Origin of the sequence: Companilactobacillus miaonis, from assembly GCF_036913615.1 — a bacterium.
Taxonomy (GTDB): domain Bacteria; phylum Bacillota; class Bacilli; order Lactobacillales; family Lactobacillaceae; genus Companilactobacillus.
Genome location: NZ_JAYKTX010000002.1, coordinates 214320 through 239051, shown reverse-complemented (window position 1 = coordinate 239051; position 24732 = coordinate 214320). Strand labels below are relative to the sequence as shown.

Annotated in this window: 23 protein-coding genes and 1 other annotated feature; of the genes, 5 read left to right on the top strand and 18 right to left on the bottom strand. The window is 35.7% G+C overall.

Annotation, left to right across the window (positions count from 1 at the left end):
- Window positions 1-119: 119 nt before the first annotated feature.
- Window positions 120-980 carry an SDR family oxidoreductase gene (locus U8521_RS02750; RefSeq protein WP_334351794.1) on the bottom strand — a complete coding sequence of 287 codons (861 nt, stop codon included), beginning with the start codon at window positions 978-980 and terminating at the stop codon, window positions 120-122.
- A 159-nt stretch (window positions 981-1139) separates the two neighbouring features.
- The gene (asnS, locus tag U8521_RS02745) at window positions 1140-2528 is read right to left on the bottom strand and encodes an asparagine--tRNA ligase (RefSeq protein WP_334351793.1); all 1389 of its coding nucleotides are present in this window, start codon (window positions 2526-2528) and stop codon (window positions 1140-1142) included.
- Window positions 2529-2582: 54 nt separating this feature from the next.
- Window positions 2583-2818: a binding site (T-box leader), on the bottom strand.
- Window positions 2819-2896: 78 nt separating this feature from the next.
- Here asnS and U8521_RS02740 point away from each other — a divergent pair.
- Both U8521_RS02740 and U8521_RS02735 read left to right on the top strand, forming a co-directional pair.
- Entirely contained in the window at window positions 2897-3613 is a 717-nt protein-coding gene (locus U8521_RS02740; protein WP_334351791.1) for an alpha/beta hydrolase, read from the top strand.
- Between the two features lie 82 nt (window positions 3614-3695).
- The gene (locus U8521_RS02735) at window positions 3696-4373 is read left to right on the top strand and encodes a hypothetical protein (protein ID WP_334351790.1); all 678 of its coding nucleotides are present in this window, start codon (window positions 3696-3698) and stop codon (window positions 4371-4373) included.
- 623 nt (window positions 4374-4996) lie between these two features.
- Here U8521_RS02735 and U8521_RS02730 read toward each other — a convergent pair.
- The 11 genes from U8521_RS02730 to U8521_RS02680 all read right to left on the bottom strand — a co-directional run bounded on the left by U8521_RS02730 (window position 4997) and on the right by U8521_RS02680 (window position 18118).
- The gene (locus U8521_RS02730; protein WP_334333252.1) at window positions 4997-6166 is read right to left on the bottom strand and encodes a MalY/PatB family protein; all 1170 of its coding nucleotides are present in this window, start codon (window positions 6164-6166) and stop codon (window positions 4997-4999) included.
- 15 nt (window positions 6167-6181) lie between these two features.
- On the bottom strand, window positions 6182-7033 hold the full coding sequence (locus U8521_RS02725) for a DUF3737 family protein (RefSeq protein WP_334333253.1): 852 nt from the start codon (window positions 7031-7033) through the stop codon (window positions 6182-6184).
- 105 nt (window positions 7034-7138) lie between these two features.
- On the bottom strand, window positions 7139-8935 hold the full coding sequence (locus tag U8521_RS02720) for an ABC transporter ATP-binding protein (protein ID WP_334351789.1): 1797 nt from the start codon (window positions 8933-8935) through the stop codon (window positions 7139-7141).
- Entirely contained in the window at window positions 8928-10688 is a 1761-nt protein-coding gene (locus tag U8521_RS02715; protein ID WP_334351788.1) for an ABC transporter ATP-binding protein, read from the bottom strand. The genes U8521_RS02720 and U8521_RS02715 overlap by 8 nt, the downstream gene beginning before the upstream one ends.
- 197 nt (window positions 10689-10885) lie before the next feature.
- The gene (locus U8521_RS02710) at window positions 10886-11983 is read right to left on the bottom strand and encodes a lactate oxidase (protein ID WP_334351813.1); all 1098 of its coding nucleotides are present in this window, start codon (window positions 11981-11983) and stop codon (window positions 10886-10888) included.
- Between the two features lie 92 nt (window positions 11984-12075).
- Window positions 12076-13236: a cation:proton antiporter gene (locus tag U8521_RS02705; RefSeq protein ID WP_334333256.1), complete on the bottom strand. Its 1161-nt coding sequence runs from the start codon at window positions 13234-13236 to the stop codon at window positions 12076-12078.
- 735 nt (window positions 13237-13971) lie between these two features.
- Entirely contained in the window at window positions 13972-15141 is a 1170-nt protein-coding gene (locus tag U8521_RS02700; RefSeq protein ID WP_334351812.1) for an MFS transporter, read from the bottom strand.
- 28 nt (window positions 15142-15169) lie between these two features.
- A complete protein-coding gene (locus tag U8521_RS02695) occupies window positions 15170-15697 on the bottom strand; it encodes a PadR family transcriptional regulator (protein WP_334351787.1) in 528 nt (175 codons plus the stop codon).
- A gap of 105 nt (window positions 15698-15802) precedes the next feature.
- Window positions 15803-16990 carry an NADH-dependent flavin oxidoreductase gene (locus tag U8521_RS02690; protein ID WP_334351786.1) on the bottom strand — a complete coding sequence of 396 codons (1188 nt, stop codon included), beginning with the start codon at window positions 16988-16990 and terminating at the stop codon, window positions 15803-15805.
- Window positions 16991-17097: 107 nt separating this feature from the next.
- Complete coding sequence (locus U8521_RS02685; protein WP_334351785.1) at window positions 17098-17424, bottom strand: AzlD domain-containing protein; 327 nt, start codon at window positions 17422-17424, stop codon at window positions 17098-17100.
- Window positions 17411-18118: an AzlC family ABC transporter permease gene (locus U8521_RS02680; RefSeq protein ID WP_334351784.1), complete on the bottom strand. Its 708-nt coding sequence runs from the start codon at window positions 18116-18118 to the stop codon at window positions 17411-17413. Before U8521_RS02680 ends, U8521_RS02685 begins: the two co-directional genes overlap by 14 nt.
- Window positions 18119-18227: 109 nt before the next feature.
- Here U8521_RS02680 and U8521_RS02675 point away from each other — a divergent pair, with 109 nt between their 5' ends.
- A complete protein-coding gene (locus U8521_RS02675) occupies window positions 18228-19028 on the top strand; it encodes a fumarylacetoacetate hydrolase family protein (RefSeq protein WP_334351783.1) in 801 nt (266 codons plus the stop codon).
- A gap of 24 nt (window positions 19029-19052) precedes the next feature.
- On the opposite strand, the gene U8521_RS02670 is transcribed toward U8521_RS02675, so the two are convergent.
- Genes U8521_RS02670 through U8521_RS02660 form a run of 3 tightly spaced genes read right to left on the bottom strand, consistent with a single transcriptional unit; the run spans window position 19053 to window position 20547 of the window.
- Window positions 19053-19196, bottom strand: a complete 144-nt coding sequence (locus U8521_RS02670; protein ID WP_334333262.1) for a hypothetical protein — start codon at window positions 19194-19196, stop codon at window positions 19053-19055.
- A 44-nt stretch (window positions 19197-19240) separates the two neighbouring features.
- Window positions 19241-20035: a DNA/RNA non-specific endonuclease gene (locus U8521_RS02665; protein WP_334351782.1), complete on the bottom strand. Its 795-nt coding sequence runs from the start codon at window positions 20033-20035 to the stop codon at window positions 19241-19243.
- An 11-nt stretch (window positions 20036-20046) separates the two neighbouring features.
- On the bottom strand, window positions 20047-20547 hold the full coding sequence (locus tag U8521_RS02660) for an ATP-binding cassette domain-containing protein (RefSeq protein ID WP_334333264.1): 501 nt from the start codon (window positions 20545-20547) through the stop codon (window positions 20047-20049).
- 995 nt (window positions 20548-21542) lie between these two features.
- On the opposite strand from U8521_RS02660, the gene U8521_RS02655 reads away from it, so the two are divergent.
- Window positions 21543-21854, top strand: coding sequence for a DMT family transporter (locus U8521_RS02655; protein WP_334333266.1), 312 nt, complete (start codon window positions 21543-21545; stop codon window positions 21852-21854).
- A 56-nt stretch (window positions 21855-21910) separates the two neighbouring features.
- Here U8521_RS02655 and U8521_RS02650 read toward each other — a convergent pair whose 3' ends face one another.
- Together U8521_RS02650 and U8521_RS02645 are read right to left on the bottom strand one after the other, a co-directional pair.
- Window positions 21911-22957, bottom strand: coding sequence for a WxLIP family cell surface protein (locus U8521_RS02650; RefSeq protein WP_334351781.1), 1047 nt, complete (start codon window positions 22955-22957; stop codon window positions 21911-21913).
- Window positions 22958-23022: 65 nt separating this feature from the next.
- Entirely contained in the window at window positions 23023-23640 is a 618-nt protein-coding gene (locus U8521_RS02645; RefSeq protein WP_334333268.1) for a WxL domain-containing protein, read from the bottom strand.
- Window positions 23641-23858: 218 nt separating this feature from the next.
- On the opposite strand from U8521_RS02645, the gene U8521_RS02640 reads away from it, so the two are divergent.
- Window positions 23859-24614 (top strand): NUDIX hydrolase, encoded by a 756-nt coding sequence (locus U8521_RS02640; RefSeq protein WP_334333269.1) that lies wholly within the window; start codon window positions 23859-23861, stop codon window positions 24612-24614.
- Window positions 24615-24732 lie beyond the last annotated feature (118 nt).

Below are 24732 nucleotides of genomic sequence, written 5' to 3'. Positions count from 1 at the left end.
AACTTACTTACTTTCAATAATAAATATCTTGGAACTATTAAACAAAAAATTAGCACATTAATATTTCATTCATTTATTCTAAACAGAATAAACTATCCCCAAACGTTACAGTCAAGAATTTATTTATTAAATTTACTATCTAAGAAATCAATTAAATTAGTGGCTGAATGCCCCATGATTTTTTGATAATCATCACTAACTTCATTCAATAAACCGCGACCGCCAGCATCATACATTGAGGCTAACATATGTCCTTCATTTCCCTCGTTGTAAATCTGAGCAAATTTCTCAAGCGTGACTGGTTGATAACCAATCGATTTTTTTGCTACTTTGGACAAAACTTCTGCTAGTTGTGGCATCGTGTAATTGCGGTCTTGAGTTAGAGTGTAAATTCGACCGTTTGTGAGTAAGTCCTTACTTGAGGCGACTTTAGCAAAAGCTTTAGAACTATCCTCTAAGCTGATAAAACTCAAGGCTTGATCTTTCATTGGATAAATAACATTTTTACGTTCTACTAATTCGGGTAAATATGGTACCAAGGGATCGGCGTATAAAGCGTTACGAACGATAGTATAGGAAAGATTCGACTCTGCCAAACGACGTGGCAAATATCCATAAAAGGCTGATAAAGCAAAAGGATTATTGACTTGATCTGCGATAAAGCCCATTGCTAAAATATGCCCCACTTCAGCTTTTTGAGCCGCATTAATGACATTTTCCAATTCACTGACCCGACTAAAACTATCGTGACTCTTACTTGGCACATAAATTAAAACATCTTGATTTCTAAAAGCGGATATTAATGAATCCTCGCTGAAAAAATCAATTCCGACGACTTTAGCCCCAGTTTCCTCAAGGTGCTTTGCCTTCGATACTGTATGAACTGCTGCCGTTATATCGCCGCTAGGAACCAATTTATCTAACTCTTTAAAAATATGACCACCCAAGTGACCAGTTGCTCCAGTAATAATGTATTTCATTTTAATTACCTCAACTTTCTAGTACATGTTACTATATAATTAACAAGTATACAAATATTAAATTCCATTTCGTTGCTGATATACGAAAATAGCACCGGGTAATCGTTCTTTGATTACCCGGTGCTATTTGCCTTAATGCGTTATGTTCCGCTCTCTGTCTTAAAATTCAGCGTTTCCTGGTGTTCTTGGATATGCGATGACATCTCTGATATTTTCCATACCTGTGATGTACATTACTAGTCTTTCAAAACCGATACCGAAACCTGAGTGAACTGTACCACCGTACTTACGTAATTCTAAGTACCACTTGTAGTCGTCTTCGTTCATATCAAGTTCTGCCATTCTAGCTTCTAGTTTGTCCAAACGTTCCTCACGTTGTGAACCACCGATCAACTCACCAATTTCTGGAACTAATAAGTCTGCTGCAGCAACGGTCTTGCCATCGTCATTTGCACGCATATAGAATGCCTTGAATTCCTTAGGATAGTCAGTGATGAAGACTGGTTTCTTATAAACTTTTTCTGATAGATAACGTTCATGTTCTGATTCAAGATCTAATCCCCAATAAGGTTTAACTTCAAAATCAACATCGGCTTTTTCAAGAATATCGATTGCTTCTGTATAAGTAACGTGGGCAAATTCTTCACCAGCAGTTGCTTTCAAGCGGTCGATCAAAGTATTATCAACGTTTTCGTTCAAGAAGTCTAATTCTTCTTTTGCGTGATCCATCACATAGTTGATTACATATTTCAACAACTCTTCTGAGCAGTCCATCTCATCTTGAAGATCAGCAAATGCAAGTTCTGGTTCGATCATCCAGAATTCGGAAGCGTGACGTCCAGTATGGGAGTTTTCAGCTCTAAAAGTTGGTCCAAAAGTATAAACATTTCTGAATGCTAAGGCGAATGGTTCTACTTCTAGTTGACCAGAAACTGTTAAGTTAGTTTCTTTCTTGAAGAAATCTTGGCTGTAATCAACCTTGCCATCGTCTGTCTTTGGTACATTGTTCATGTCTAAAGTTGTTACTTGGAACATTTCACCGGCACCTTCAGCATCGGAACTAGTGATAATTGGTGTGTGAATATAAACGAAATCATGATGTTGGAGATATTCGTGAATAGCAAAAGCTGCTAGTGAACGAATTCTGAAAACTGAATAAAATGTGTTAGTTCTTGGACGCAAGTGAGCTACTGTTCTCATAAATTCATATGAGTGAGCTTTCTTTTGTAATGGATAATCTGAGTCTGATGAACCTTCCTCGATTACCTCTGTTGCGTGAATTTCAAATGGTTGTTGAGCTTTAGGAGTAAGTGCCAATTCACCGACAACTTTAATTGTTGTACTGATTGGATACTTAACTACTTCGGCATAGTTTTCCATGTCACTTGTGATAACTACTTGTACGTTCTTGAAAAATGAACCGTCATTTAATTCGATAAATCCTACTCGTTTTGAACCTCTAATAGTACGAATCCAGCCAGAAACAGTGATTTTATCACCGTCAGCAAATTCTTTTTTGTATAAATCTTTAACTAAAACTTCTTGCATAACTTTCTCCTTTTCCGGAATACTGTAAACAAAAAAAGATCTTCCATCCCTAATAAAAGGGACGAAAGATCTTTCCGCGGTACCACCCAAGTTTTTTGTTAAAAAACACCTCAAAAGTACATTAAATATACTCTCCAATGGTAACGTATTGGTTACGTCTAGTCCTACTCTTAAAAATTTCAGCTAGAGAAACAAAGATGTTTTTCCTGCATACCGACACGTTAAGTTTTCACTCACCTTAACTCCCTGTGGATAAAGTATACAGTACTCCTTCTTTTTAATATCTTTAGATATTTTAATTTTCTTAAATGTAGCATAGAATTAGCCATTTTGTAAAGTAAAATATAGATAGATTTAGGAGGGAACTTATGAAAAAAATATATAAATGGCTGATTGGAATCCTTATCACGCTACTAATAATCTGTGCTGGTTCTTTTTTCGTCATTAAAAGTAAAGAATATCAACCAAGCACTGCCGCAATGTCTGCCAGTAAGGTATCTACTACAACTGACAATATTACGAAATTTTCTGGAAATAATGCTAATCCAAATATAATTTTTTATCCAGGCGCACTCGTAGAACCAAAAAGTTACAGCATTTGGGCTGAAAAAGTCGCCGAAGCTGGCTTTAACGTTTATATCGTCAGATTTCCACTCGACTTAGCAGTCTTGAAAGTAAATTTAGCTGATAAGGTAGAGCAAACAAATGGATATGTCATCGGAGGTCACTCACTCGGAGGAACTATGGCCAGTCGCTATGCACACAGTCATCAAAAAAATCTCAAGGGAGTTTTCTTCCTAGCAAGTTATCCTGAAACTAAAGGTGATTTACGGAAAACCAACGTCCCTATTTTATCAATTACTGCCTCAAAAGATGGTGTTTTGAAATGGAATAACTATAAAAAAGCCAAAAAATTACTGCCAAGTAATACAGTTTATGAACAGATTTCAGGTGGCAATCATGCCGGTTTTGGAAGCTATGGTAAGCAAAAGGGCGACAATTCTGCAACAATCAGTAATCGTCAACAGCAAAATATTGTAAGTAAACTTTTAATAAATTGGTTAAATCACGAAATAAAAAAATAATTTAAAGCGTTTTCAATAATTCCCACAAAAGCGCATACATTTTTGTTATACTATCGTTAGTCGTTATATTTTTGGGGGAATTATGACTATTCTATTTAATAAAAAAATCACGCTGAGTGAGGATGCTCCAGCATTTTTTGAAAAATACATCCATTACGTTCATACAATCAACCCACAAGATTTATTTGAGGGTAAAAAGAACAAACAAATTCTAAAAAATAAATTCATTTTTAAAATTCATCAACTTGCTAACTTGGATTCAGCTAATCTTAGTCTCAAGACAACCGACAAAAATTTGGAAGTTTACGCAGAATTTCCTAGACAAGTTGCTGTTAAAATTGGAACTTATCCGATCAACCGTTACTTAAAACGAATCCTTGTTCAAGGTGCCTACCCTACTGTTCGCATCATGGGCGGTAGATTCAAAAAAGTAGTACCAACTGACTTTGACAAGGATATTATTGTCGATGGTGTTGAACCTTACGGAATCATTTTGGAACTGCATCAACCTGAAGTGGCTAATGAAAAAATCAGAAAAATCGATACACTCTATCACTATGTTTTCAAATCTGAGTATAGTTTGGTTAGTGTTTCAAAGATCTTAATGTGCTGTTTTGCTATTTTTGGTCTGGCACTTGGTTTAGGATTTATGTTTTTAGGTTTCTTTATGACTGGTCTAATGGTAATTGTTGCTTTCTTCGGGGTTAACTCTTACACTTTGATTTTGTCGGAAAATTATAAGCCTAAACGAATTGAATAGTTTTAAAAAGAAGTATGTCTGAAGCGGCATGCTTTTTTATTGTTTTTGGGTGTAGTATGTTGTCCTCCATAGCAAAGCCGATTTTGGCTGGAACGTGGTGGGCCGACTTGGAGCCAATTTCAAAACCGGAAATTGTCTTCAAGCTCGACCTTCTGCTAAATGCTAAAGCATTAAGCAGAATTTCACCACTGAGCCAAATCGGCTTTGCTATTCCGGACTGAATTTCACTCTTTTTGGGTATTTGCTTTCCATTCCTTTAAAAATAGTAATTCTATTCCGATTTAGGATTTTATATTTTAATGGATTATTGTGTCGCCTTATTCAAAATAGACATAATAATTCAAAAAGAAAGAGGACCTTACTAGACTGCATAATCTGCGGTTCTAGTAAGATCCTCTATTTTAATATCAATTTAAATTAATTAAAAATTGAAAAACCATAACGTATCCAAACTATAAACCAGTTCTTCGTCCATTTTAAGTAGAATAGTACCCACTTCAGAATTTACTGATCAACTGCAAAGAATCGGATTTAGTCTGGAGCAACAGCTCTGGAAAATGCTCAGTCGTGCCCACATCGTTCCAGCAATTTCCCAGAGCTGTTGCGGAAGACGGCATCTAACACTATTTCTTATAATCACTTACACCTTTTTGCAAACGATTTAAACCATCTTGAATCATTTCGGTTGGGCTTGCGATATTCATTCTGACAAAGTGATAACCGTCACCACGATAAACACTACCTGGCGTTAAGATCAAACCGGTATCTTTTTGGATGAAGTCGGTTAATTCTGTAACGTTTTCTGTTAATTCTGATACGTCAAACCACAATAGATACGTTGCTTCGCCTTTGACCCACTTGAATTCTGGCACATTAGTAGCTAGATAGTCTAAAACCAGCTTTCTGTTGGCCAATAGCTTTTCTTTTAAAGCCTTCAACCAGGCACTACCCTGTGTATAAGCAGCTATCGTTCCTGGAATCGCTACAATGTTTGGTTCTGCCAATTCCTCACTGTTGAGTCCTCGACTGACTTGTGCACGCAAATTATCATCTGGGACAATCACTGTTGAAGCATGTAGAGCGGCCACATTGAAGGTCTTACTTGGGGAGACGGCAACTACAACATTTTTTAATAATTCAGCCGGCAGTCCAAAAATTGGATTGTATCCATTTTCGGTGAACGTAATATCGCCGTGGATCTCATCACTGAATAATTTCACATCGTATTGCAAACACAATTGAGCAATTCTAGTTAATTCTTCTACTGACCAGATTTTACCAACTGGATTGTGGGGATTGCACAAAATCATCATGTTCGTCAATGGATCACTTAATTTCTCTTCTAGATCGGTGAAATCAATTGAATAAGAACGATCAGTTTTATCATAAACTAAATCATTCGAAACCACATGACGACCAGAATTTACGATTGAATTGTAAAAGATATTATAAACAGGCGCTTGTACCAAAACATTATCGCCTAAGGAGGTCAAACGACGAACTGCTGAAGAAATCGACGGCACGACCCCTGTGGCAAAAATCATCCAATCCTCTTGCGGGCGAACGTGGTGTTCACGCTCATACCAATCGGCGACCGCTTTTTTATAGTCATCAGGGATCTCTTCATAACCGAAAAGGCCCATTTCAATCTTTTTTTGGAGTGCTGAAATAATTTCTGGAGCGGTCTTGAAATCCATATCAGCAATCGTCATCGGTAATTCATTGGCACCAACATCCCACTTAGCTGAATTTCCTGCACGTGTTTTGTTTAGAGTTTCAAAATCGTACTTCATTATCATTTTCCTCCATTAAACTTTTTGTGACACACTAATAATAGTTTTATCTTTATCAATTTCTGGATCATCAAAGATGATTTTGTCGACAGACTTCACTTTGATTGAACCACTGATGGGATTTTTAATGCTCATAACATTTGTCGTGATTTCAGCATCGATATTAGAACAATATTCAAACGCTAAATCAGTTCTCAAAAGTTTGCAGTTGATCATCTTTAAGCCATCAAGATAACAAAGTCCTTGGTCACTTTCAATCGTGCAATTGACTAAAGTCAAATTCTTCGTGTTCCAAGCTAAGTATTCACCACTGATTTTTGAATCATAAATTGTAACATTTTCACAATTCCAAAAAGCATCTTTTGAGACAAAAGTCGAATTGTGAACTTCAATATTCTTAGCCCCATCGAAGACATAATTACCAACTACATTTAAATTCTCAGCATAAATATTTTCACTATCTTTGCCAAAATAATTTCCGTTTACTTGAACGTTATTCATCTTGATATTATTACAAGTCCACAAAGTTTCTTCAGCATCCGCAAAATGAACATTATTTAAAGTAATATCAGAAGCACGACGGAACAATTTTGGTGCTTGTAACGCTGAATTATTAATTTCAATATCCTCGGTATACCAAATACCAGAGCGTGACATTGTTTCAAAAATTGTATTATCAACTACGACATGTTTTGAATACCAAAGTGGATATTTCCACTTGAAAACAACGTCTTTCAAATCAATATTACGAGATTCTTTTAAAGGTGATTCTCCTTCACCAAATGTTGTATCAGAAATTTGGGCATCGTGCTCTTTAAAGAGTGGACGTTCACCATCAAAATATTCTTCATTTATTTGTTTTTTCATTAAATACCAAACCTTTTTGTTTTATTTACAAATACAATTGTTAACTAAATTGCTTGATATGTTAAATACTTATTTCAAATACTCTTTCATGCATATAAGTTATAGTTAATCATTTTCAACTGATTGTAACGCATACAATTCAGCATACTTGCCACCTAAAGCAAGTAATTGTTCATGAGTTCCCCGTTCAACGATTCGACCAGCACTTAAAACCAAGATCTGATCGGCATCTTGAACTGTTGACAGACGATGGGCGATTGAAATTGTTGTTCGATCGTCGCGCATCTTTTTCAAACTCTTAGTGATACTTTGCTCAGTTTGCGGATCAATATTAGCTGTTGCTTCATCCAAAATTAAAACTTTAGGATTTCTAACAATAGTTCTAGCAAACGAGATCAATTGACGCTGTCCAGTTGAAAAACTACCACCACGTTCTGTAACAGGTGCGTGATATTTTTCAGGAAGTTTTTGAATGAATTCATCAGCATCAACAAATTTTCCTGCTTGTTCAACTTGCTTGTCAGTGATCGAGTCATCAAACATCCGAATATTCTTAGCAATATCACCATAGAATAAATAAGGCTCTTGAATGACCAACCCGAGTTTCTGACGTAATTCCTTCGTTGAGTAATCACGAATATCATGATCATCAATCAAAATTTGACCTTCACCAAATTCGTAAAAACGCAACATGATATTAATAATTGAACTCTTACCACTACCTGTGTGACCAACAAAGGCAATGTTTTCACCAGGTTGAACTGTAAAGGAAATATCCTTCAAAACTGGTTCATCTGGATCGTAGCCAAAAGTAACGTGACGGAATTCAATTTTTCCCTCTGTGATTGTCTGTGAACTAGCTTCATTTTGTTTAGGAGCTAGTGTTTGATTATTAAACATACGCATAATTCGGTAACCAGCAACTAATCCATCTTGGAAAAATGACATGTAATTCATCACATTTCCTAATGGATTAAAGAAGTTTTGCTGATATGAGATAAAAGCATAGATCACACCTGCTGCTACGAAGGCATTCATACTCTGCAAACCAAAACCTAACAACGCAATCAATTCTGCCAAAGTGAACATCAAATTGATCATCGGATTCAATAAGAACGAATTAACATTGATCATCTGACGACGCATTTGATAATAAGCATTATTTTTATTTTCAAATTCAGAAGTTTTACGACCTTGTTGTCCGAACTGTTGAATAATACTGATACCCATCAGGGACTCGTTTAATTTAGTGTTGATTTGACTTAAATATTCACGCAAACGTTGATAGATTTTCGAACTGATATGTTGATAAACCCAAACGACTAAATAGAGCAAAACAACAAAAAACGCCGTTACAATAGCTAGCCAAATATGGACTGAAGCCATGGCAATAAAAGCCGAAATCATCGAAAATAGTGCCACGATGATCATTAAAAACAACGTCCAAAAATTATACAGTGTCTTTGTATCATTAGTTACACGAGATACGATTGAACCCGCCGGTGTAACATCAAAATACTTTAATCCCAAAGTGTGTAACTTATGAAATAATTTGCTTCTAATTCTTTCCAAAGTCCGTTCAGCACCCATCGCAAAGAAGAAGTTCTGCACAAATTGGACAATAGCTTGAATAATAGTTCCTAAGGCATACAAAATTGCAAAACCGACAATTAAACGCAAACCTGTACTCTGGTCAGTCAAATAATTATCCATATAATATTGCAACATTCGTGGCAGGAAAATATTAATCACACTCAAAACTAAAGCAAAACCAATTGCAATCGCAAATTGAATTTTGAACTCCCACGCAAAACTGAACAACCATTTTAAAATGTTATTGCGATCTTTTCGAGATAGAGAACGAACTTTTTTAAGTATATTCTCTTGTTCATTTTTATCCATTATTTAGCCTCCCCTCTAGCTCAGCTGTCTTTTCTTGAAGATGGAAAGTACTATAGTACCAACCCTTCTGTGCCAATAATTGTTTATGTGTACCCTTTTCAATAATAGTTCCGTTATCAATAACTAAAATTTGATTGGCATTTTCAACTGAACTCAAACGACTTGCAGCGATAATCGTTGTTGCTTCTTTTCTATTTTTAGCGATCCGTTGTTCAATATTACGTTCTGTTTTAAAATCGACCGCTGACAAAGAATCATCCAAAATCAAAAGTTTCGGATTACTCAAAATAGCTCGTGCAATTGCCAGACGTTGTTTTTGTCCACCTGAAAGAGATACCCCAAGTTCACCGACCTCAGTGTCATAACCATTAGGCATCTTTTCAATATCAGCATCCAAGTCGGCCACCTTACTAGCTGCTTCAACTTCCGCTTGACTAGCTTCAATATTGGCAAAACGAACATTATCACGAATATCCGTTGAAAATAGGAAGTTAGTCTGTGGAACGTATCCAATCGTATTCAAATAATTGTCAAGATTATATTTACGAATATCATATTGACCAACTTTAATAGAGCCATCATAATGATCGAAATCACGCATCAAAAGACTGATGATAGTTGATTTACCACCACCAGTTGGGCCAACAATTCCTAATGTCTGCCCTTCTTTTAATTGAAAGTGAACATCTCGTAAAGCTGTCGCTTGATCATCATCTGGATAATGAAATGAATGAATATTAAAATCCAAAGTACCATCAGGAACTTCTTCAATTTCGTGTTTTGGATGAACCAAAGAGGACTTTTCACCCAATAGTTCGCTAATACGATCATAACTAGCAGATCCACGTTCCAAAACATTAAACAAACTTCCAACCGCATACATTGGCCAAGTCAATTGTGTCATATAAGTAATGAAAGAAACCAACTGTCCAATTGTAATCTGATTGTGTAAGACTGATAAACCACCAAAAATGATTGTGATCACATAAGAAATCCCCATGATTAGAGTCGTCAGTGGATCAAACAAAGAATCTAAACGATAAGAACGTTTGTTAGCCGCAATGTTATCGTCGACATATTTATCGAAATCCTCTTCATCTTCACGTTCCTGGCCTAAAGCCTTGAGAACTTTTATTCCAACGATACTTTCTTGAGTTTTATTATTGATATTAGAAAACTCAGCTTGTGACTTAGAAAATGCATCGTGAACTTTGCCACCTAGAATATTAGCCATAATCCCTAATAACAATAGTGGTAAAACAGCCCAAAGTGTTAACTTCCAACTGATCATTAATCCCATGGCTAAAATTGTTGAAGTACCAGTAATAATTGAATCAGCTAAGGTCAAAATGCCTGGCCCGGCAACTTCACGAACAGCATCAATATCATTAGTAGCGTGAGCCATCAAATCACCAGTCCGCCATTTCTTATAAAAAGTCGCATCCATTTTCATGAATTGGCGATACAGACGACTTCTTAATTCACGTTCCAAGACAAAAGAACTGCCGAAAATCATTTTTCGCCATAAATATCTTAATAAATATTGTGCAATCGCTGTCACCAAAAAGATCGACATACTGATAATAAGAAAACGAACAGTCATATTTTTCTTACTGACGGCATCGACAACATCCCCAATAATTCTTGGTGGAATAACATTGAAGATAGCCACGACAACTAATGCCAAGACACCAATCAAATATTGTTTCCATTGGTTTTTAAAGAACCACTTTAAACGAGAAAAAATCCCCATATTTATCTCACCTTCAAATCTAAAATACTATATTAAAAAAAACGCATTACTAACACTTTACACCCTAAAGTTCACTCGAGGTCAAACGTTATTTACTTTCTTGCATTTTTTCTAATCAAATTACAAAAATTAGCGATATTCTCATAATTAAATAAGAATACCGCTAATTTAATGTTTTTTAAACTGTTTCTAATAAATTAATCTAGTAATTGTGTATTTTTTACATCATTAATTGTTTTAGTACCTGCCAATTGCATCGTAATCGACAATTCCATGTTGAGATGTTCAATTACATCAGTAACACCTTGGGCACCACCAAGATTTAAACCATAAATAATTGGACGACCGATAGCGACCAAATCAGCTCCACTTGCCAAAGCTTTGAAGACATGTTCACCACGACGAACACCACTATCAAAGACAATTGGAACACGTTTGTCAACAACACTGGCAATTGCTGGCAAAACATCAAATGATGCTGGTCCACCATCAAGTTGACGACCACCGTGATTAGAGATCCAAATTCCATCAGCACCAAAGTCGATAGCAAGTTGAGCATCGTCTGATGATTGAATACCTTTGACGAAAACTGGTAAACCTGACAAATCCTTAATCTTTTGAATATCTGAAGGTACGATACCTTGTTTGGCAGCCGCATAAATTTCAGAAATTCCTTTACCTTCGCCATCACCATTTGAATAGGCAGCTAAGTTTGGCATTGGTAGTGGGAATTGGAACTTGTTGATGATATCTTCTTCACGATATCCACCCAAAGTTGAATCAACTGTTAAGATAATTGCCTTAACTCCAGCCTTAACAGCTTTCTTAATCAAGAATTCATTAAAGTTATCATCTTTACTCATATACAATTGGAAAAATTGTGGAGCACCAGGAGCAGCAGCCGCACCATCTTCCAAACTAGTACTGCCATAAGTACTCATTGAAAAAATTGAACCAGCTTTGGCAACACCCTTAGCCGTATCAACTTCACCTTTGGCATGAGCTAAGCCATGTGCAGCTGATGGAGCTTCAATGATAGGAGTTTTTAAATCAATATCCCATAATTTGGTACTCAAATCTGCGTGATCGATACCTTGCAAGACACGAGGCATTATTTTCTTCTTATTAAAGGCTTCCGTATTTTGCTTCATCGTCCATTCATCTTCTGAACCGCCACGAATGTACCCAAAGGCACCTTTTTCATTACTCATGTGGTCACGAACACGATTTTCGAGACTAGCAACATTTACGATTTCGATATGTTTTTCTTCAGTACTTGCTTCATACTTTGCCATCATATCACCTTTCTATCTGTTACTTTTTATTTAACAGGTATAGTGTAACGCAACTTTATAAAAAAAGCACAAATTTGTTCTAAAAAGTATCATTATTTTTCTGTTACCGGTTCATGACTTAGTATTTTATTGAATAAAATTGGACAAATCAAGCAAGTGATAATTGCCGCCAAAGTGATTGCCCCTGACTGCGCTGTTGTAATCAATTTTAAATTGCGGCCAACTTCCAAAATTGGCAAAACTAGTGTGATGGTCGTTGAAGTCAGAACTGCCGCTGCCACTGAATAACGCTTGCCAAATTTTTTGCGGAATACTAGATAAACAATCGTCTTACTCAAAATAAAGGCAATGAAAAACACTGGAATTAATAGCAGTGCTTCTTTATTTGTCAACAGAGTCCGTAAATTCAATTTAACCCCTGTCGTAATGAAGAACACTGGGATAAAGAAACCATAACCCATTGAACTAAGTTTTTCCTCGGTGTCCTCTTTCGGACGCAGTAATTTCATAACTGCTCCAGCTAAAAAGGCTCCTAAGATATTTTCTGCTCCGATTTGTTCGGCAAAAGTTACTAAAGTAAAAATCAAGAAAAATGCTAATCGAATATCTAGTTGTGTCGTTGATTTATCGATTTTATCAAAGAAAACATAGATCCGATTGAAACGGCGTAACAAGATTATGGCAATCAGAAAAATCACCGGTAATCCAAAAACGGATATGTAGTTTTGACGTTTAATCGCCGCATAAACTGTTAAGGCTAACAATGGAATAAATTCCCCCATTGCCGATGTTAAAAGAATCGTCTGCCCATAGTTAGTTTCGAGCAATCCAACTTCTTTTAATAAGGAAATGATCACTCCCATGGCAATCGTACTGAATAAAATAACTGCCAAAATAAACTCATTAAAGACTCCAGTCTTATAGACTACTACACCCAGAATCAAGGACATGAACAAAATCGAACCGAATCCTGCTAAAGAGGTCCCTAACGGTGAATATTGATCCTTTTTAGGCTCTAATAAGGAGAAGTCAATCTCCATTCCTCCTAAGAAAATCAGCATAATAACACCCAAATTAGCGACATATTGCAAGCTAGAATCTGGTTGAACGATATTTAAACCGGTCTTCCCAATTACTATCCCCATCAAAATTTCAGAGATTGCTGTTGGCATCCTAGTCAAGTGGAATTTGGCCGTGATTAGCGGTGTGGCTAAAGCTGCAAACAAAACAATTAATAACGAAAATTTTTCCATATTTATACCCTCATTTATAAACGTTCGCAAAAATAATATAACAAATGGAATAATTTATAAAATAAAAAGGTTTTTGGAGGTGTGTGTAGTATGCCGTCCTCCATAGCAAAGCCGATTTTGGCTGGAACGTGGTGGGCACGACTTGAAACTACCGCAAAGTGCGCGGCATTTCCAAGCTCGGCCTTTTACGTAAGCGCTAAAGCGCTAAGTAAAATTTCACCACTGAGCCAAATCGGCTTTGCTATTCCGGACTGAATTTCACTTTCTTTAGTTATTTGCTTTCCATTCCTTTAAAAATAGTAATTCTATTCTGATTTAGGATTTATATTTTGATGGATTATTGTGTTCCCTTATTCAATAATTCAAAAAAAGAGGATCTTACTAGACTGCAGCAAATCTGCGGTTACTAGTAAGATCCTCTTTTTTTTATAATTTAAATTAATTAAAAATTGAAAAAGCATAACTTATCCAAACTATAAACCAGTTCTTCACTCATTCTAAATAGAATAGTATCCACTTCAGAATTTACTGATCAATTGCAAAGAATCGGATTTAGTCTGGAGCAACAGCTCTGGGAAATTCAGAAGCGAAATTTGTCTTGGTGCTTTAGCACCTAGACAAAGGCCAATCTTGGAGACAATTCCCGGGTTTGGAATTGGCTTCAAGTTGTGCCCACATCGTTCTGCGATTTCCCAGAGCTGTTGCGGAAGACGGCATCAACAACACCACTTTAAATTAGGCTTCTCTATTCAATTTCTCAGGTTCACCTAATACAAAATGGTCGATAACTGCAATAATTAAAAATACTAAGGCGACTAAGCAGACTCCGGACCAGCCAGCGTGACTCCATGCCCAGGTAGCGAAAAGTGTCCCGAAAGAGCCACCTAAAAAGTAACTGAACATGAAGATGGAATTATTACGACTGCTCTGTTTTCGATTGAGTGATTGGACAATTGCCTGGTTCGACACTTGACTAAATTGTGTCCCTAAATCTAGTAAGACGATTCCGACGATTAATCCTATCATCCAAAAACCGATTAGCCAAAATACTAAGAATCCTAATCCTGAGAGGATCATGCTTAAACCAATAGTTAGTTTTGGTGATCGTTCATCGACTAATGTTCCAACCCATGGTGCTACTAAAACCCCGGCAATTCCTAAGAGGCCTAGTAATCCGGCGACACTGCTGCCTAAATTATATTGGTCAGCTAAATAGAAGGCTAAGGTTGACCAAAGAACGTTTGACATCCCAAACATGCAGAATCCATTGACAGCTGAACTTCTCAGAGCTTTTTGAGTAGTAAACAACTTTGGTAAAGTTTTGATAACTGGTAAATACTTCAAATCTTGATGTCCTCGAGCATCTTTTGGTAAAAACAGATGCACAATTACTAGAAATACCAAATCGATTCCAGCCGCTAACAAATAAATATCTTGCCATGGCATTACACTACCTAATAATCCACTGAAAGACCGTGATAACAAGATTCCTGTTAACAAGCCACTCAAAACGATTCCTAAAACTTTCCCTCGTTGCAATGACGGTGCTAAATAGCCAGCGTAAGGAATAATAATTTGTGGTGCAACTGACGTGATTCCGATTAAAGCTGTGGCAACTGCAAAGACGGCTGCGTTTGGTGCTAGAAAAGCTAATAATAACGAAATAATTGATAAAATCATCATAAATTGAATTAAATTGTAACGATTAAAAATATCTCCCAACGGTACGATCAATAATAAACCCAAGGCGTAACCTAATTGCGTCACCATCGCCAGCATCCCAACAACTGATTTTGAAACACCAAAATCATTCGCAATTAAATTTTCGATTGGTTGAATAAAATTTAAATTGGCAACAATAACCCCAGTTACGACTGCCATTAATAAAATTGTCTTTTTCGACATAATTCGTGGTTCTTCCAAAATATTCCCTCTATTTCTCAAGTTTGTTTAATGAATCATTTGCCCATTTTAATGCAGCCTCAATTTTGACAGCTTTTAAATCATTGACCCACAATGCATTTTGCAGATCCGACTTCGAGATATTAGTCCGCGGCAAATCAGCCATCTGTTTTTGGAGCAAAGTTTTTTCCTGCGTTAAATATTGACAGTAATCACGCAATATTTGTTGACGTAAATTCTCATTTATTTGATGAAAATTACGAAACTTTACATTATAGGTGAATTCCAAATTAGAATTTACAGGAATCTTCTTTTCCATTAATTTAAAAAACTGTTGGCGTCCGTTCTCGGTTATCGTCGCAACCTTTTTAACCCGGCCGGATTCTTTGGTTTCATGCAATTCGATAAAACCGGCTTCATCCAAGCGCTTAAATAATGGATAAATCATTCCAAAACTAATCTTACGACTAGATCCGACTAATTGTTGCAAAATTTGCCGCATCAAATATCCACTCATTGATTCGTCCATCAACTGTCCTAAAACAAACAAGTCATACATTTTTCTCTCCTTGATATGTAACTAATTCAATATATATCAGCTTGATATATGTGTCAAATGCAAAAAAATAGCCCTGCAATCACAGGACTATTTATTTTAATGTATCTATTCGCCGCCACCAAAAATATGATCTAAGGCGTTATTAAATTTCTGACGACTTTCTTCAGTAATAGGTTCACTACTCAATTGCAACCCATCATGGAAGCCTTGCATCAAGAATTCCCAATAAGTTCCAACTAACCCTAATTCTTCATGATCTTCTGGTGAAATTTTGTAACGAATAGCTTTTTCATCACCTGCTTCAACTTTTTGAACCCACTTAGGTTCACGTAACATTTCACGACCCAAAGCTGCAAAGTCGATGCCTTCATCAAGAACTTTTTGTGCATCTGCTGGTGTTTGAATATCGCCAACACCGATCAATGGTAAATCTCCGATATGTTGTTTAATCGTCAAATTCAAAGGAGTCGTAATTGACTTGTCATTCAACGATTTTCTCCAAACATTACCCATTGAAACGTGTAAGTAATCAATCGGTGTTTCTTTTAAAACATCAATGAATTTCAAAGTATCATCGAAACGAATTCCAGGTGTTTCGATCTCTTCTGGAGAAATACGATACCCCATCAAGAATGGCTTGTCAGCATACTTATCAATAATTGCTTGAACTTCTTTGATAATTGCCAAAGGAAAAGCCATCCGCTTTTCAAGACTGCCACCCCACTTGTCAGTCCGACGATTTGAATTTGGTGAGAAGAATTGTTGAATCAAATAAGTATTGGCTCCGTGAATTTCTACCCCATCAAAACCTGCCAAAATAGCACGTTTTGCCGCTTGACCGAAGTCCTTAATTGTTTGTTCAACTTCTGCTTCACTCAAAGCTCTAGGAGTTTCGGAGTTTCTTCTGGTAGCCTTAACTGCACTGGCACTAACTGGTTGTTGCCCTCTCAAAATGGCCGTTGAAGACATTCTACCGGCACTAAAGATTTGCAAAATAGCTTTAGTACCATCTTTATGCATAGCATGTGCTAATTTTGTCAAACTAGGAATAAATCTATCATCCTCAGCACTAAGTTCACCCTCAAAACCTTTACCTAGTGCATTAACATTAGCCACACCGGTAATGAACATCCCTGCTCCACCACTGTGCAAATGATAATAACGGAGTTCATCAGTTGTAACTTCACCATTAGAAAAGCTCATTTCTTCTGTCATTGGTGGAATAACAATCCGATTCTTAACTGTCACGCCTTTTTTAAACGTAAATGGTGTTAAAAAATTATAGTCTGCCATCACAATAACCTCGCTTTCTAGTTCAGATTATCACAATGATGACAAATGTAAACCTTTTCATTCGAATGAGACAAAATTTTATAAACATCGCAAATATTGTTAAATAACTAAATAATTAGTCGAACTAACCCTAGTGAAACTATTCCCACGATGACAATTAGAAGTAACTTCTTAGTTAAGACTGCCGTTATAACGGTTGGGATTGATGCTAACAAATTTGGTAAATCAACTTGTGGCAGATGACCGATTTGCTGATGAAATAAGTTCTCAAACCATAACGCTGCCATAATGGTGATTGGCACAAAGCCTAAGAATTCTACGACTTTGGGTGGTAATGTAAATTTTTTTAGTAAAACGAATGGTAAGATCCGTGATAGCCATGTCGCCAGTCCGCAAAAAATCATTGTCCAAATAATAAAATTAGTCGATGGCATGTTTCAACACCACCCCAATTGCGCAACCTATTAAGGTTACGATTAAAATTAATAAATTACTTGAGATAAAAACTAAGCCAAAATAGACTAATGGCAGCATTATCAAGATTACTAATAATTGAACTTTTAATGATATCGATTTATCGCTAATCAATTGTAAGTATAACAACCCGATAAACATTGCCACTAAAGCAAAATCTAGTCCTAATTGCTCTGGATCAGTAATGACCTTGCCGAGCATTGCCCCGACAAAAGTTGATGCAGCCCACACTAAATAGGCTAAAACATTTACCGTATTGAACCACTTAAACGACAATTTACCATCAGTATAATTTAATTTATTCATACTCAGAGCAAAACTTTCATCGGTTATTAGACTTCCTATTAGGATATTTTCTAACATGGTATTTTTTTTGAAAAATGTGGCAGTCGTCATACTCATGAGAATCATCCGTGAATTGACCAAAAAAACTGACAAAACGATTGAAACGATTGGTGTCCCGATCACTAACAAACTAACTAAAATAAATTGTGCCGAACCAGCATAAACGATCAATGACATTAAAGTCGCCATTAAAACGTTTAAACCACTGGCTGCCGCAACGATGCCAAAAGACATGCCGATACCGATATATCCAAATACCGTTGGTAGAGTATCTTTAATTGCTGTCTTCATACTTAGACTGTTATCCATACGTATCTCCCTCCTCATTTATAAATAATTATAATAATTTTAATTTGATTATATGTCAATTACAGAAGTAAGTTATAGAATAGAGGTATTTAACGATAAGAGGGATAACATGAAATTAGCTATGTATAAAAATCGCGTTGCTCTGGTCAACGACGATAATATTCAATTAGTAAACGGCGTCAAGAATCTCCAAGAATTGCTACCACATCTGAATGATAAATTGTTTTTCAGTGAGAAAAGAGCTAAACCAAATATGCGTGATTTCTCACTACCAATTGCTGAGCCAAAACAAATTTTTGCCGTGGGGTTTAATTATCGTGACCATATGAAGGAGTTAAAAACTACGGCTCCAAAAGCACCCAACATTTTTACTAAATTTGTCAGTTCGTTGACTGGCCCTAATCCAACCGTTAAAATTCCCAGTCCCCAAACTGATTGGGAAACAGAGCTCGTAATTGTGATTGGTCAAGGCGGCCGCGACATAAAAGTAAAAGAAGCCTCTCAACATATCGCCGGTTTCATGGTCGGACAAGATCTATCAGATCGAAAGCTCCAATTTCTGAATGCCAATTCACAATTTTCACTTGCCAAGTCGTATCAAAACTTTTCACCAATTGGACCATGGCTAACGACTCCAGACGAAATAGACGATTTAGGAAGTCTAAGTATTACGACTCAAGTCAATGGTGTAGAAAAGCAGCATAGCCAGTTGAAAAACTTAATTTTTGACACGAATGATTTAGTCAGCTACCTTTCAAGTATTACAAAACTATATCCCGGCGACCTCATCTTCACCGGAACTCCTGGTGGTGTCGGTTCAGGTAGAAATCCACAAGAATTTCTTCAGCCCGGTGATCAATTGATCAGTAAGATCGACCAACTGGGACAATTGACGATTAATTTTAACTAAAAAAGCTTGATTCTTTTTTGAGAATCAAGCTTTTTTCTTCAAATCAATTAAATCACGCAAATTGTCAGTCTTAGCTAATTGAGCTTGGTACTGCGATTTAGTCTTAGAATCAACCAAATTTTTACCAGGAACGAAATGAATTTTCTCTATTTTTTCTAATTCACTCATACTTTCACCTCAGGTGTACTTTAACACTTAAACATATGTTTAAGTCAATAAGAATTACGATGATAGTTCTTTGACTGATAATGTTGTGTTTTAACTTCCGGAACTTGAAAATCTCTTTTCACTTGTGATCTTCCAGTTGCGTAATCAAATTGTACCTGGTCTTGAACATTCCAAAGATAGCGATTGAACTTAACACTACCATCATTAGAAATTCCTTGAACCCAAACACCACGAGCCATCAATTCTTGTCCTCGAAAAATTGGTGTCACTTGATAAACCATCTTTTTATTTCTTGCTAAAGCATTACGAACAGTCTGTTCTATTTCAACCATAGTTTTTTGATTTGAAAATTCAGTTTGAGTGAATAAATTATAGGGATTATCGATACTCCCTAATTGTCCTTGTTCAGCTTTACCATCTCTATTCAAATTAAAGGTCATCGTATAAGCAATCAAATGACCCCGATTTTGAGCAATCACTCTGCGACCATTAATATATTTCGGTTGGTTGTGCCAGCCAGTTGGTCGCCAAGTTTGTTCTGTCCGCGTGTACGAACGTCCTAAATTATTGCGAGTTAAGTAAGCAGTAGCTCTCTTAGTCCGATTTAAATTATCTAAGCCACCAAAATCAATGTGTGATTGCTCAAAAGATTTATAACTGATGGTCGGCTTATCCCCGTTGATTATTTTAACGGGTTTATCACCTGAATGATACGTCCACTGGCTGATTGTCTGAGCACTCACTTGATTAGTGGTATTTGTCGATTGATTGGGCGTTAAATTTGTACATCCAGTCAAAAACAGTGGCAACATCATAATAAATAAAATTGCTTTTTTCAAAATATTCTCCCCTAAAAAGCCATGCGTGACTTAATTTTTAAATAATTATCAGACAAAATTTCTTCAGAATTTTTTATAAAATTGACATTATCGGTATCTAAAATATTATCCAATTTATTAGTGGTCAGGATAACTGTCTTATCCTCTTTAATTAAAGTACGTAACCAATCGAAAATGATTTTTGAATGTGTCAAACTCAATCCCATCTCTGGTTCATCGAACAAATACAGTTGTTTATCAACCAATAAATTTAAATACACTAACAAAATTTTTCGATCACTGAAGACCAAATCACAGTATTTTATATCTAAAATTCGTTGTAGCGTTTGTGGCAGTGCCAATCTTCTAGCACTGCCCAATTGTTGAACAAATTCAATTATTTCTCGAACTGTCAACCCTATGCGAAAATGATTCTCTTGTGCTAAATAGGCAATCTCCCTAGCTTTAGGAAAACCTGTAAAATTAGAATTTTCTGCCGCAATTTGATCCAAAATGATTGATTTTCCACTCATTTTCTCTCCCAAAATGAAATTCAATTTTCCATCTTCAAAATAGAAATTAGCATCATGAAAAATCACATGCTTCTTATAATAATAACTAAAATTTTCTATCTTCATTTTAAATACCGATTAATTGAAATTTTTGGAAGTAAGATCCCAGCTATTGTTAAATACAAAATTGTACAACCACCAATCAAAAATTTTAACGTACTTGATGAGCAGTGAACAATATAAAGTTCGTAAATCATTTGGAAAGGATTTAAGATTGTTAAAAAATATTCCAAAATCCCATTTGGACGCAGTCCTAATAAGACAATCCCTAAAACGAATAAACTCCCAATTAAGAAATTAAACGAGTCCTGTTTCATCTTAATAAATAAGAACAAAACCATCATTGCTGCTGACAACAATGTGGCCAAAAAGGATGTTAGAAATCCATATAAAAAAGTTATTAGAGAAAGATGAGTAATGAATAAGGTCACAAAGATATTGAATAGTAAAATTTCTAATTGGACGATTATTAATTGAACAAAAATATTCGAAAATAAAATTATATTTTTCGACTCAACTAGAAAAATCAACGTTTTAAAAAAGCCACTTTCACGCAATCTAACAATATTTATCAAAAAGCCATTAAAAACCGTGGTTACAACAATGTAGGACCAATAAATATAGAGTGAATCATCATCTTGAAAATTTAAATTTTTATTCAAAAAAACCATAAAGATTGGTAATAGCAATGTATAAACAAAGTAAAATTTCTCTTTTAAGGCAATTTTCATTTGAACTTTAAAAATCGCCAGATCATTTTCAAATAACAAACTAATCCCCTACCCCCGTCAAAAGTCCTAATAAAATTAATATAATTTAATACTAATGTCAATCATAATTTGAATATAATTAAACATGATGAATTTAATATTAAATCATCAAAAATAATTGGTGTTTTTTTACAAAAAAGCGTGTATGATTATGAAAGAAATTTTTTTGATGCTGAGGAAAAGCTTATGAACTACTTACTATTATTGGTTTCAATTGGATTTGAAGTTCTAGGAACTTCTTTATTAAAGAAAACTAATGGTTTTACTAACTTATTACCAACACTGGGGACGCTTTTGTCATACTTTATTTGTCTATTCGTACTCTCCCACGTGTTGAAACGCCTGCCACTAAGTCTTACTTACGCTACTTGGGGAAGCGTCGGTCTGATATTAGTAACCATTGCAGGCATCGTCTTCTATCAAGAAACGCTCTCAATTTATTCAATTATTGGCTTATTTTTAGTAGTTACTGGTACAGTTTTAATAAATGTATTTTAAAAAAATCCTCAGCAATCAATCTTGATTACTAAGGATCTTTTTTTGTGTCACACATTTTAATTCAATTTGTGCTTTCTGTAGTACCAAATTACCAATCCACTAATTACTACTAAGCCAGCGATGATTCCGATAATTAAATCTTTAGAACCACGATCAACTGGAGTCTTCTTATTAATAGCTTTAGTTTCTTGACTTGTGACAGTAAATTTACGTTGTAAATTCCAAATATCTTTACCATTATTAGCTTTGATGTTTAAAGTCATTTGATAAGTTCCTGGCTTTAACCGCTTATTCTTATTCGTACCTACGACGGTATTAATATTGACCGGATAATTGAAATAGCTATTAGGTGCTAAATCCATATTAGCTTTTTTCGATTGTAAAACAACTTTTTGATTACTGTCTGTAACTTTACTATTGATTTGAACCCCGGATTCGATTCTTGGGACATCATTATCCAACAGTGCGTTCACAAACACCTGTCCATTTTTAGTTGTTTCATATGCCTTGATAAATTTTAAATTAGCCTTAACAGGTTTAGTATTTTGAAGTAGCTGTAAACCTAAGACATAATTATACTTATTCTTAATTGTGACACCTTTAGGATTCTTCTTATTAACTTGATCATCTTGTTCAACAAGAATACCTCCTAGTACGACTCCATTAAAAGTTCCACTCGGAGCATTAATGTTAACTGTAACTTCTTTAGAAGTTTTAGGCCCAACGGAAACCTTTTTAGGATAGCTAACTAATTTCTGGATATCATATTTCAAAGATTTATCAGGTTCTACTTTGCTATCGTTATATGCGATAACACCATTAGTATCAGTCGATGCACGATTTATCATAACGGTATAAGTATGCGCTTTAGTATCGTTATTGTTAATTTTAAAGCTTACAGATAATTTTTGATTAGGTGTTACTTTTAAATCAAAGTAAGTAACTTTCTTATCAAATTGATACTGAGATTGAATTGGCGTGACACTGTAATTAATTACTGGTTGTGCTGGAGTTTGTGCTGCTTTCACATCTAGTGTATTAAAAAAAACAAGCCCTAAAATACCAACCAAACATATCATGAAAGTCTTAAAGTATTTTTTCAAAATATCATCTCACCTGAAAAAAAGAGAGCGTGCGACAAATTGTCACAAGCCCTCAAAGATTTTTATTAAGCTGTTGTTGATGAAGTTGGAGCTGTTGTTGGTGCATTTGACAAAGTCCAAGTCAATGTTGAACTATATGATCCACCAATATTACCAGCTGGTACCTTCAATAAAGCGTCGCCGTCAGCATACGATGCAGTGTAAGCACCAACACCAGAACCACTAGCGGCACTCAAGACGTTAACTGGTGAATTAGACAACGTCAAATTAGCAATCAATGTAGGTGGAGTTGATACGTTATCTGCATCAACGGCCTTCACAGGTGTCGTAACATTATTATCAAGACTCAATTGAGCGTTCTTCAAAGAAGAACCATCAGTTGCCGTAAATGGACTAGCTGCAACACTAACCGTATAACCGGCTCCTGAACCAGCATCAGCCAAGGCAATGTCTCCTGTTACTGACGTTGATGTATACGTTGCATCGTCAGCTGAAGCAGGAACTGTACCAAAGCTAAAACTAGGAGCTGAGCTCAATGAAATTGTTCCAGGTGTAATATCTGCTGTAGCAGAACTGCTTACTGGAGTAGGAGTAGTTGTGGCAGCATCAACTACACTTCCTACTGAACCAACTCCGAGCACAGCGGCTCCAAGTAATAAGCTATTTCTTAAAAGTTTTTTCATATATGTTTCCCCCTCATGATCGATCTTTATCGATATGAGCAGAACCATCGATGATGACAATTTTGATTCTGCGGGTTTAAAAACTAATCATCACCTTAGAGACCTTCCTCGGTCTCTACTTAAGTTATAGATGGTCCTAACAAATTACACAAGGAAAAGTATTGGAACTATACCACAAGTCAATTATAATGGTGACAAATCAACAATGGAGGATGTCAATGAGTAATATTACAATCAATGAACATTTAAAAATCAGTATCGTCAATATTATTTGGAGTTTTGATACCGCCAGCAAAAAAATTCTAATTCTGTTAGTTAAAAATTCTCTGGGGCCTGAAGTCAATCGATGGTCACTCCCAGCAACTATTTTGCGAGCCGACGAAAATGCTGAACAAGGTTCATTACGATTGATAAAAGATAAAATTGGAATTAACTTACCTAATTTTTACACCGAACAATTGGCAACTTTTAGTGATATCAATCGATCAATCAAAAACCGTGAAGTTGCCCTTAGCTACATGACCTACTTGCCCTCAACGCCAAAACTAGTAGCCGGATTTGGAGCTAGCGATGCCAGATGGTTTAGCGTGGACTACGCTGATAATTTCTTCACTTTAAAAAATGGTGATCTGAGCTTCCAAACGATTAAAAAGCAAATTTCTGATGAAGACTTCTATAAAAATATTTCTCAGTACCGCAATGAGCAACATTTGAGTAGTGATCACGAACTGATCTTGCGTCACGCTTTTGAACGAGTAACTAATCGGCTAAATTATTCGCCAACCATCCTACTGATTTTAGGAGAAGAATTTACCTTAAAAGAAGCACGCGAAGTATACGCAACTTTTTGGAAAGAACCATATCAAAAAATCGACAATTCGAATTTTCGCAAGACTCATGCACCGTTATTTATAGAAGTTGGGATTGAGCATGGCAAAAGTGGACGTCCGGCAAAACTGTACAAATTAAAGTGAGTACTTGACCAATTTCAAGACTAATGATAGTCTTGATTTTCATTATTAAAGGTAAATTTTACCTTTAATAATTATATTTATTTTATATCATAATTTTGGGAGGTACTTTTTGTTTTGG

Bases quoted from the DNA above. Each gene is read 5' to 3' on its own strand.
- U8521_RS02750 (WP_334351794.1), bottom strand. From the start codon at position 980: ATGAAATACATTATTACTGGAGCAACTGGTCACTTGGGTGGTCATATT.
- asnS (WP_334351793.1), bottom strand. From the start codon at position 2,528: ATGCAAGAAGTTTTAGTTAAAGATTTATACAAAAAAGAATTTGCTGAC.
- U8521_RS02740 (WP_334351791.1), top strand. From the start codon at position 2,897: ATGAAAAAAATATATAAATGGCTGATTGGAATCCTTATCACGCTACTA.
- U8521_RS02735 (WP_334351790.1), top strand. From the start codon at position 3,696: ATGACTATTCTATTTAATAAAAAAATCACGCTGAGTGAGGATGCTCCA.
- U8521_RS02730 (WP_334333252.1), bottom strand. From the start codon at position 6,166: ATGAAGTACGATTTTGAAACTCTAAACAAAACACGTGCAGGAAATTCA.
- U8521_RS02725 (WP_334333253.1), bottom strand. From the start codon at position 7,033: ATGAAAAAACAAATAAATGAAGAATATTTTGATGGTGAACGTCCACTC.
- U8521_RS02720 (WP_334351789.1), bottom strand. From the start codon at position 8,935: ATGGATAAAAATGAACAAGAGAATATACTTAAAAAAGTTCGTTCTCTA.
- U8521_RS02715 (WP_334351788.1), bottom strand. From the start codon at position 10,688: ATGGGGATTTTTTCTCGTTTAAAGTGGTTCTTTAAAAACCAATGGAAA.
- U8521_RS02710 (WP_334351813.1), bottom strand. From the start codon at position 11,983: ATGGCAAAGTATGAAGCAAGTACTGAAGAAAAACATATCGAAATCGTA.
- U8521_RS02705 (WP_334333256.1), bottom strand. From the start codon at position 13,236: ATGGAAAAATTTTCGTTATTAATTGTTTTGTTTGCAGCTTTAGCCACA.
- U8521_RS02700 (WP_334351812.1), bottom strand. From the start codon at position 15,141: ATGTCGAAAAAGACAATTTTATTAATGGCAGTCGTAACTGGGGTTATT.
- U8521_RS02695 (WP_334351787.1), bottom strand. From the start codon at position 15,697: ATGTATGACTTGTTTGTTTTAGGACAGTTGATGGACGAATCAATGAGT.
- U8521_RS02690 (WP_334351786.1), bottom strand. From the start codon at position 16,990: ATGGCAGACTATAATTTTTTAACACCATTTACGTTTAAAAAAGGCGTG.
- U8521_RS02685 (WP_334351785.1), bottom strand. From the start codon at position 17,424: ATGCCATCGACTAATTTTATTATTTGGACAATGATTTTTTGCGGACTG.
- U8521_RS02680 (WP_334351784.1), bottom strand. From the start codon at position 18,118: ATGGATAACAGTCTAAGTATGAAGACAGCAATTAAAGATACTCTACCA.
- U8521_RS02675 (WP_334351783.1), top strand. From the start codon at position 18,228: ATGAAATTAGCTATGTATAAAAATCGCGTTGCTCTGGTCAACGACGAT.
- U8521_RS02670 (WP_334333262.1), bottom strand. From the start codon at position 19,196: ATGAGTGAATTAGAAAAAATAGAGAAAATTCATTTCGTTCCTGGTAAA.
- U8521_RS02660 (WP_334333264.1), bottom strand. From the start codon at position 20,547: ATGAGTGGAAAATCAATCATTTTGGATCAAATTGCGGCAGAAAATTCT.
- U8521_RS02655 (WP_334333266.1), top strand. From the start codon at position 21,543: ATGAACTACTTACTATTATTGGTTTCAATTGGATTTGAAGTTCTAGGA.
- U8521_RS02645 (WP_334333268.1), bottom strand. From the start codon at position 23,640: ATGAAAAAACTTTTAAGAAATAGCTTATTACTTGGAGCCGCTGTGCTC.
- U8521_RS02640 (WP_334333269.1), top strand. From the start codon at position 23,859: ATGAGTAATATTACAATCAATGAACATTTAAAAATCAGTATCGTCAAT.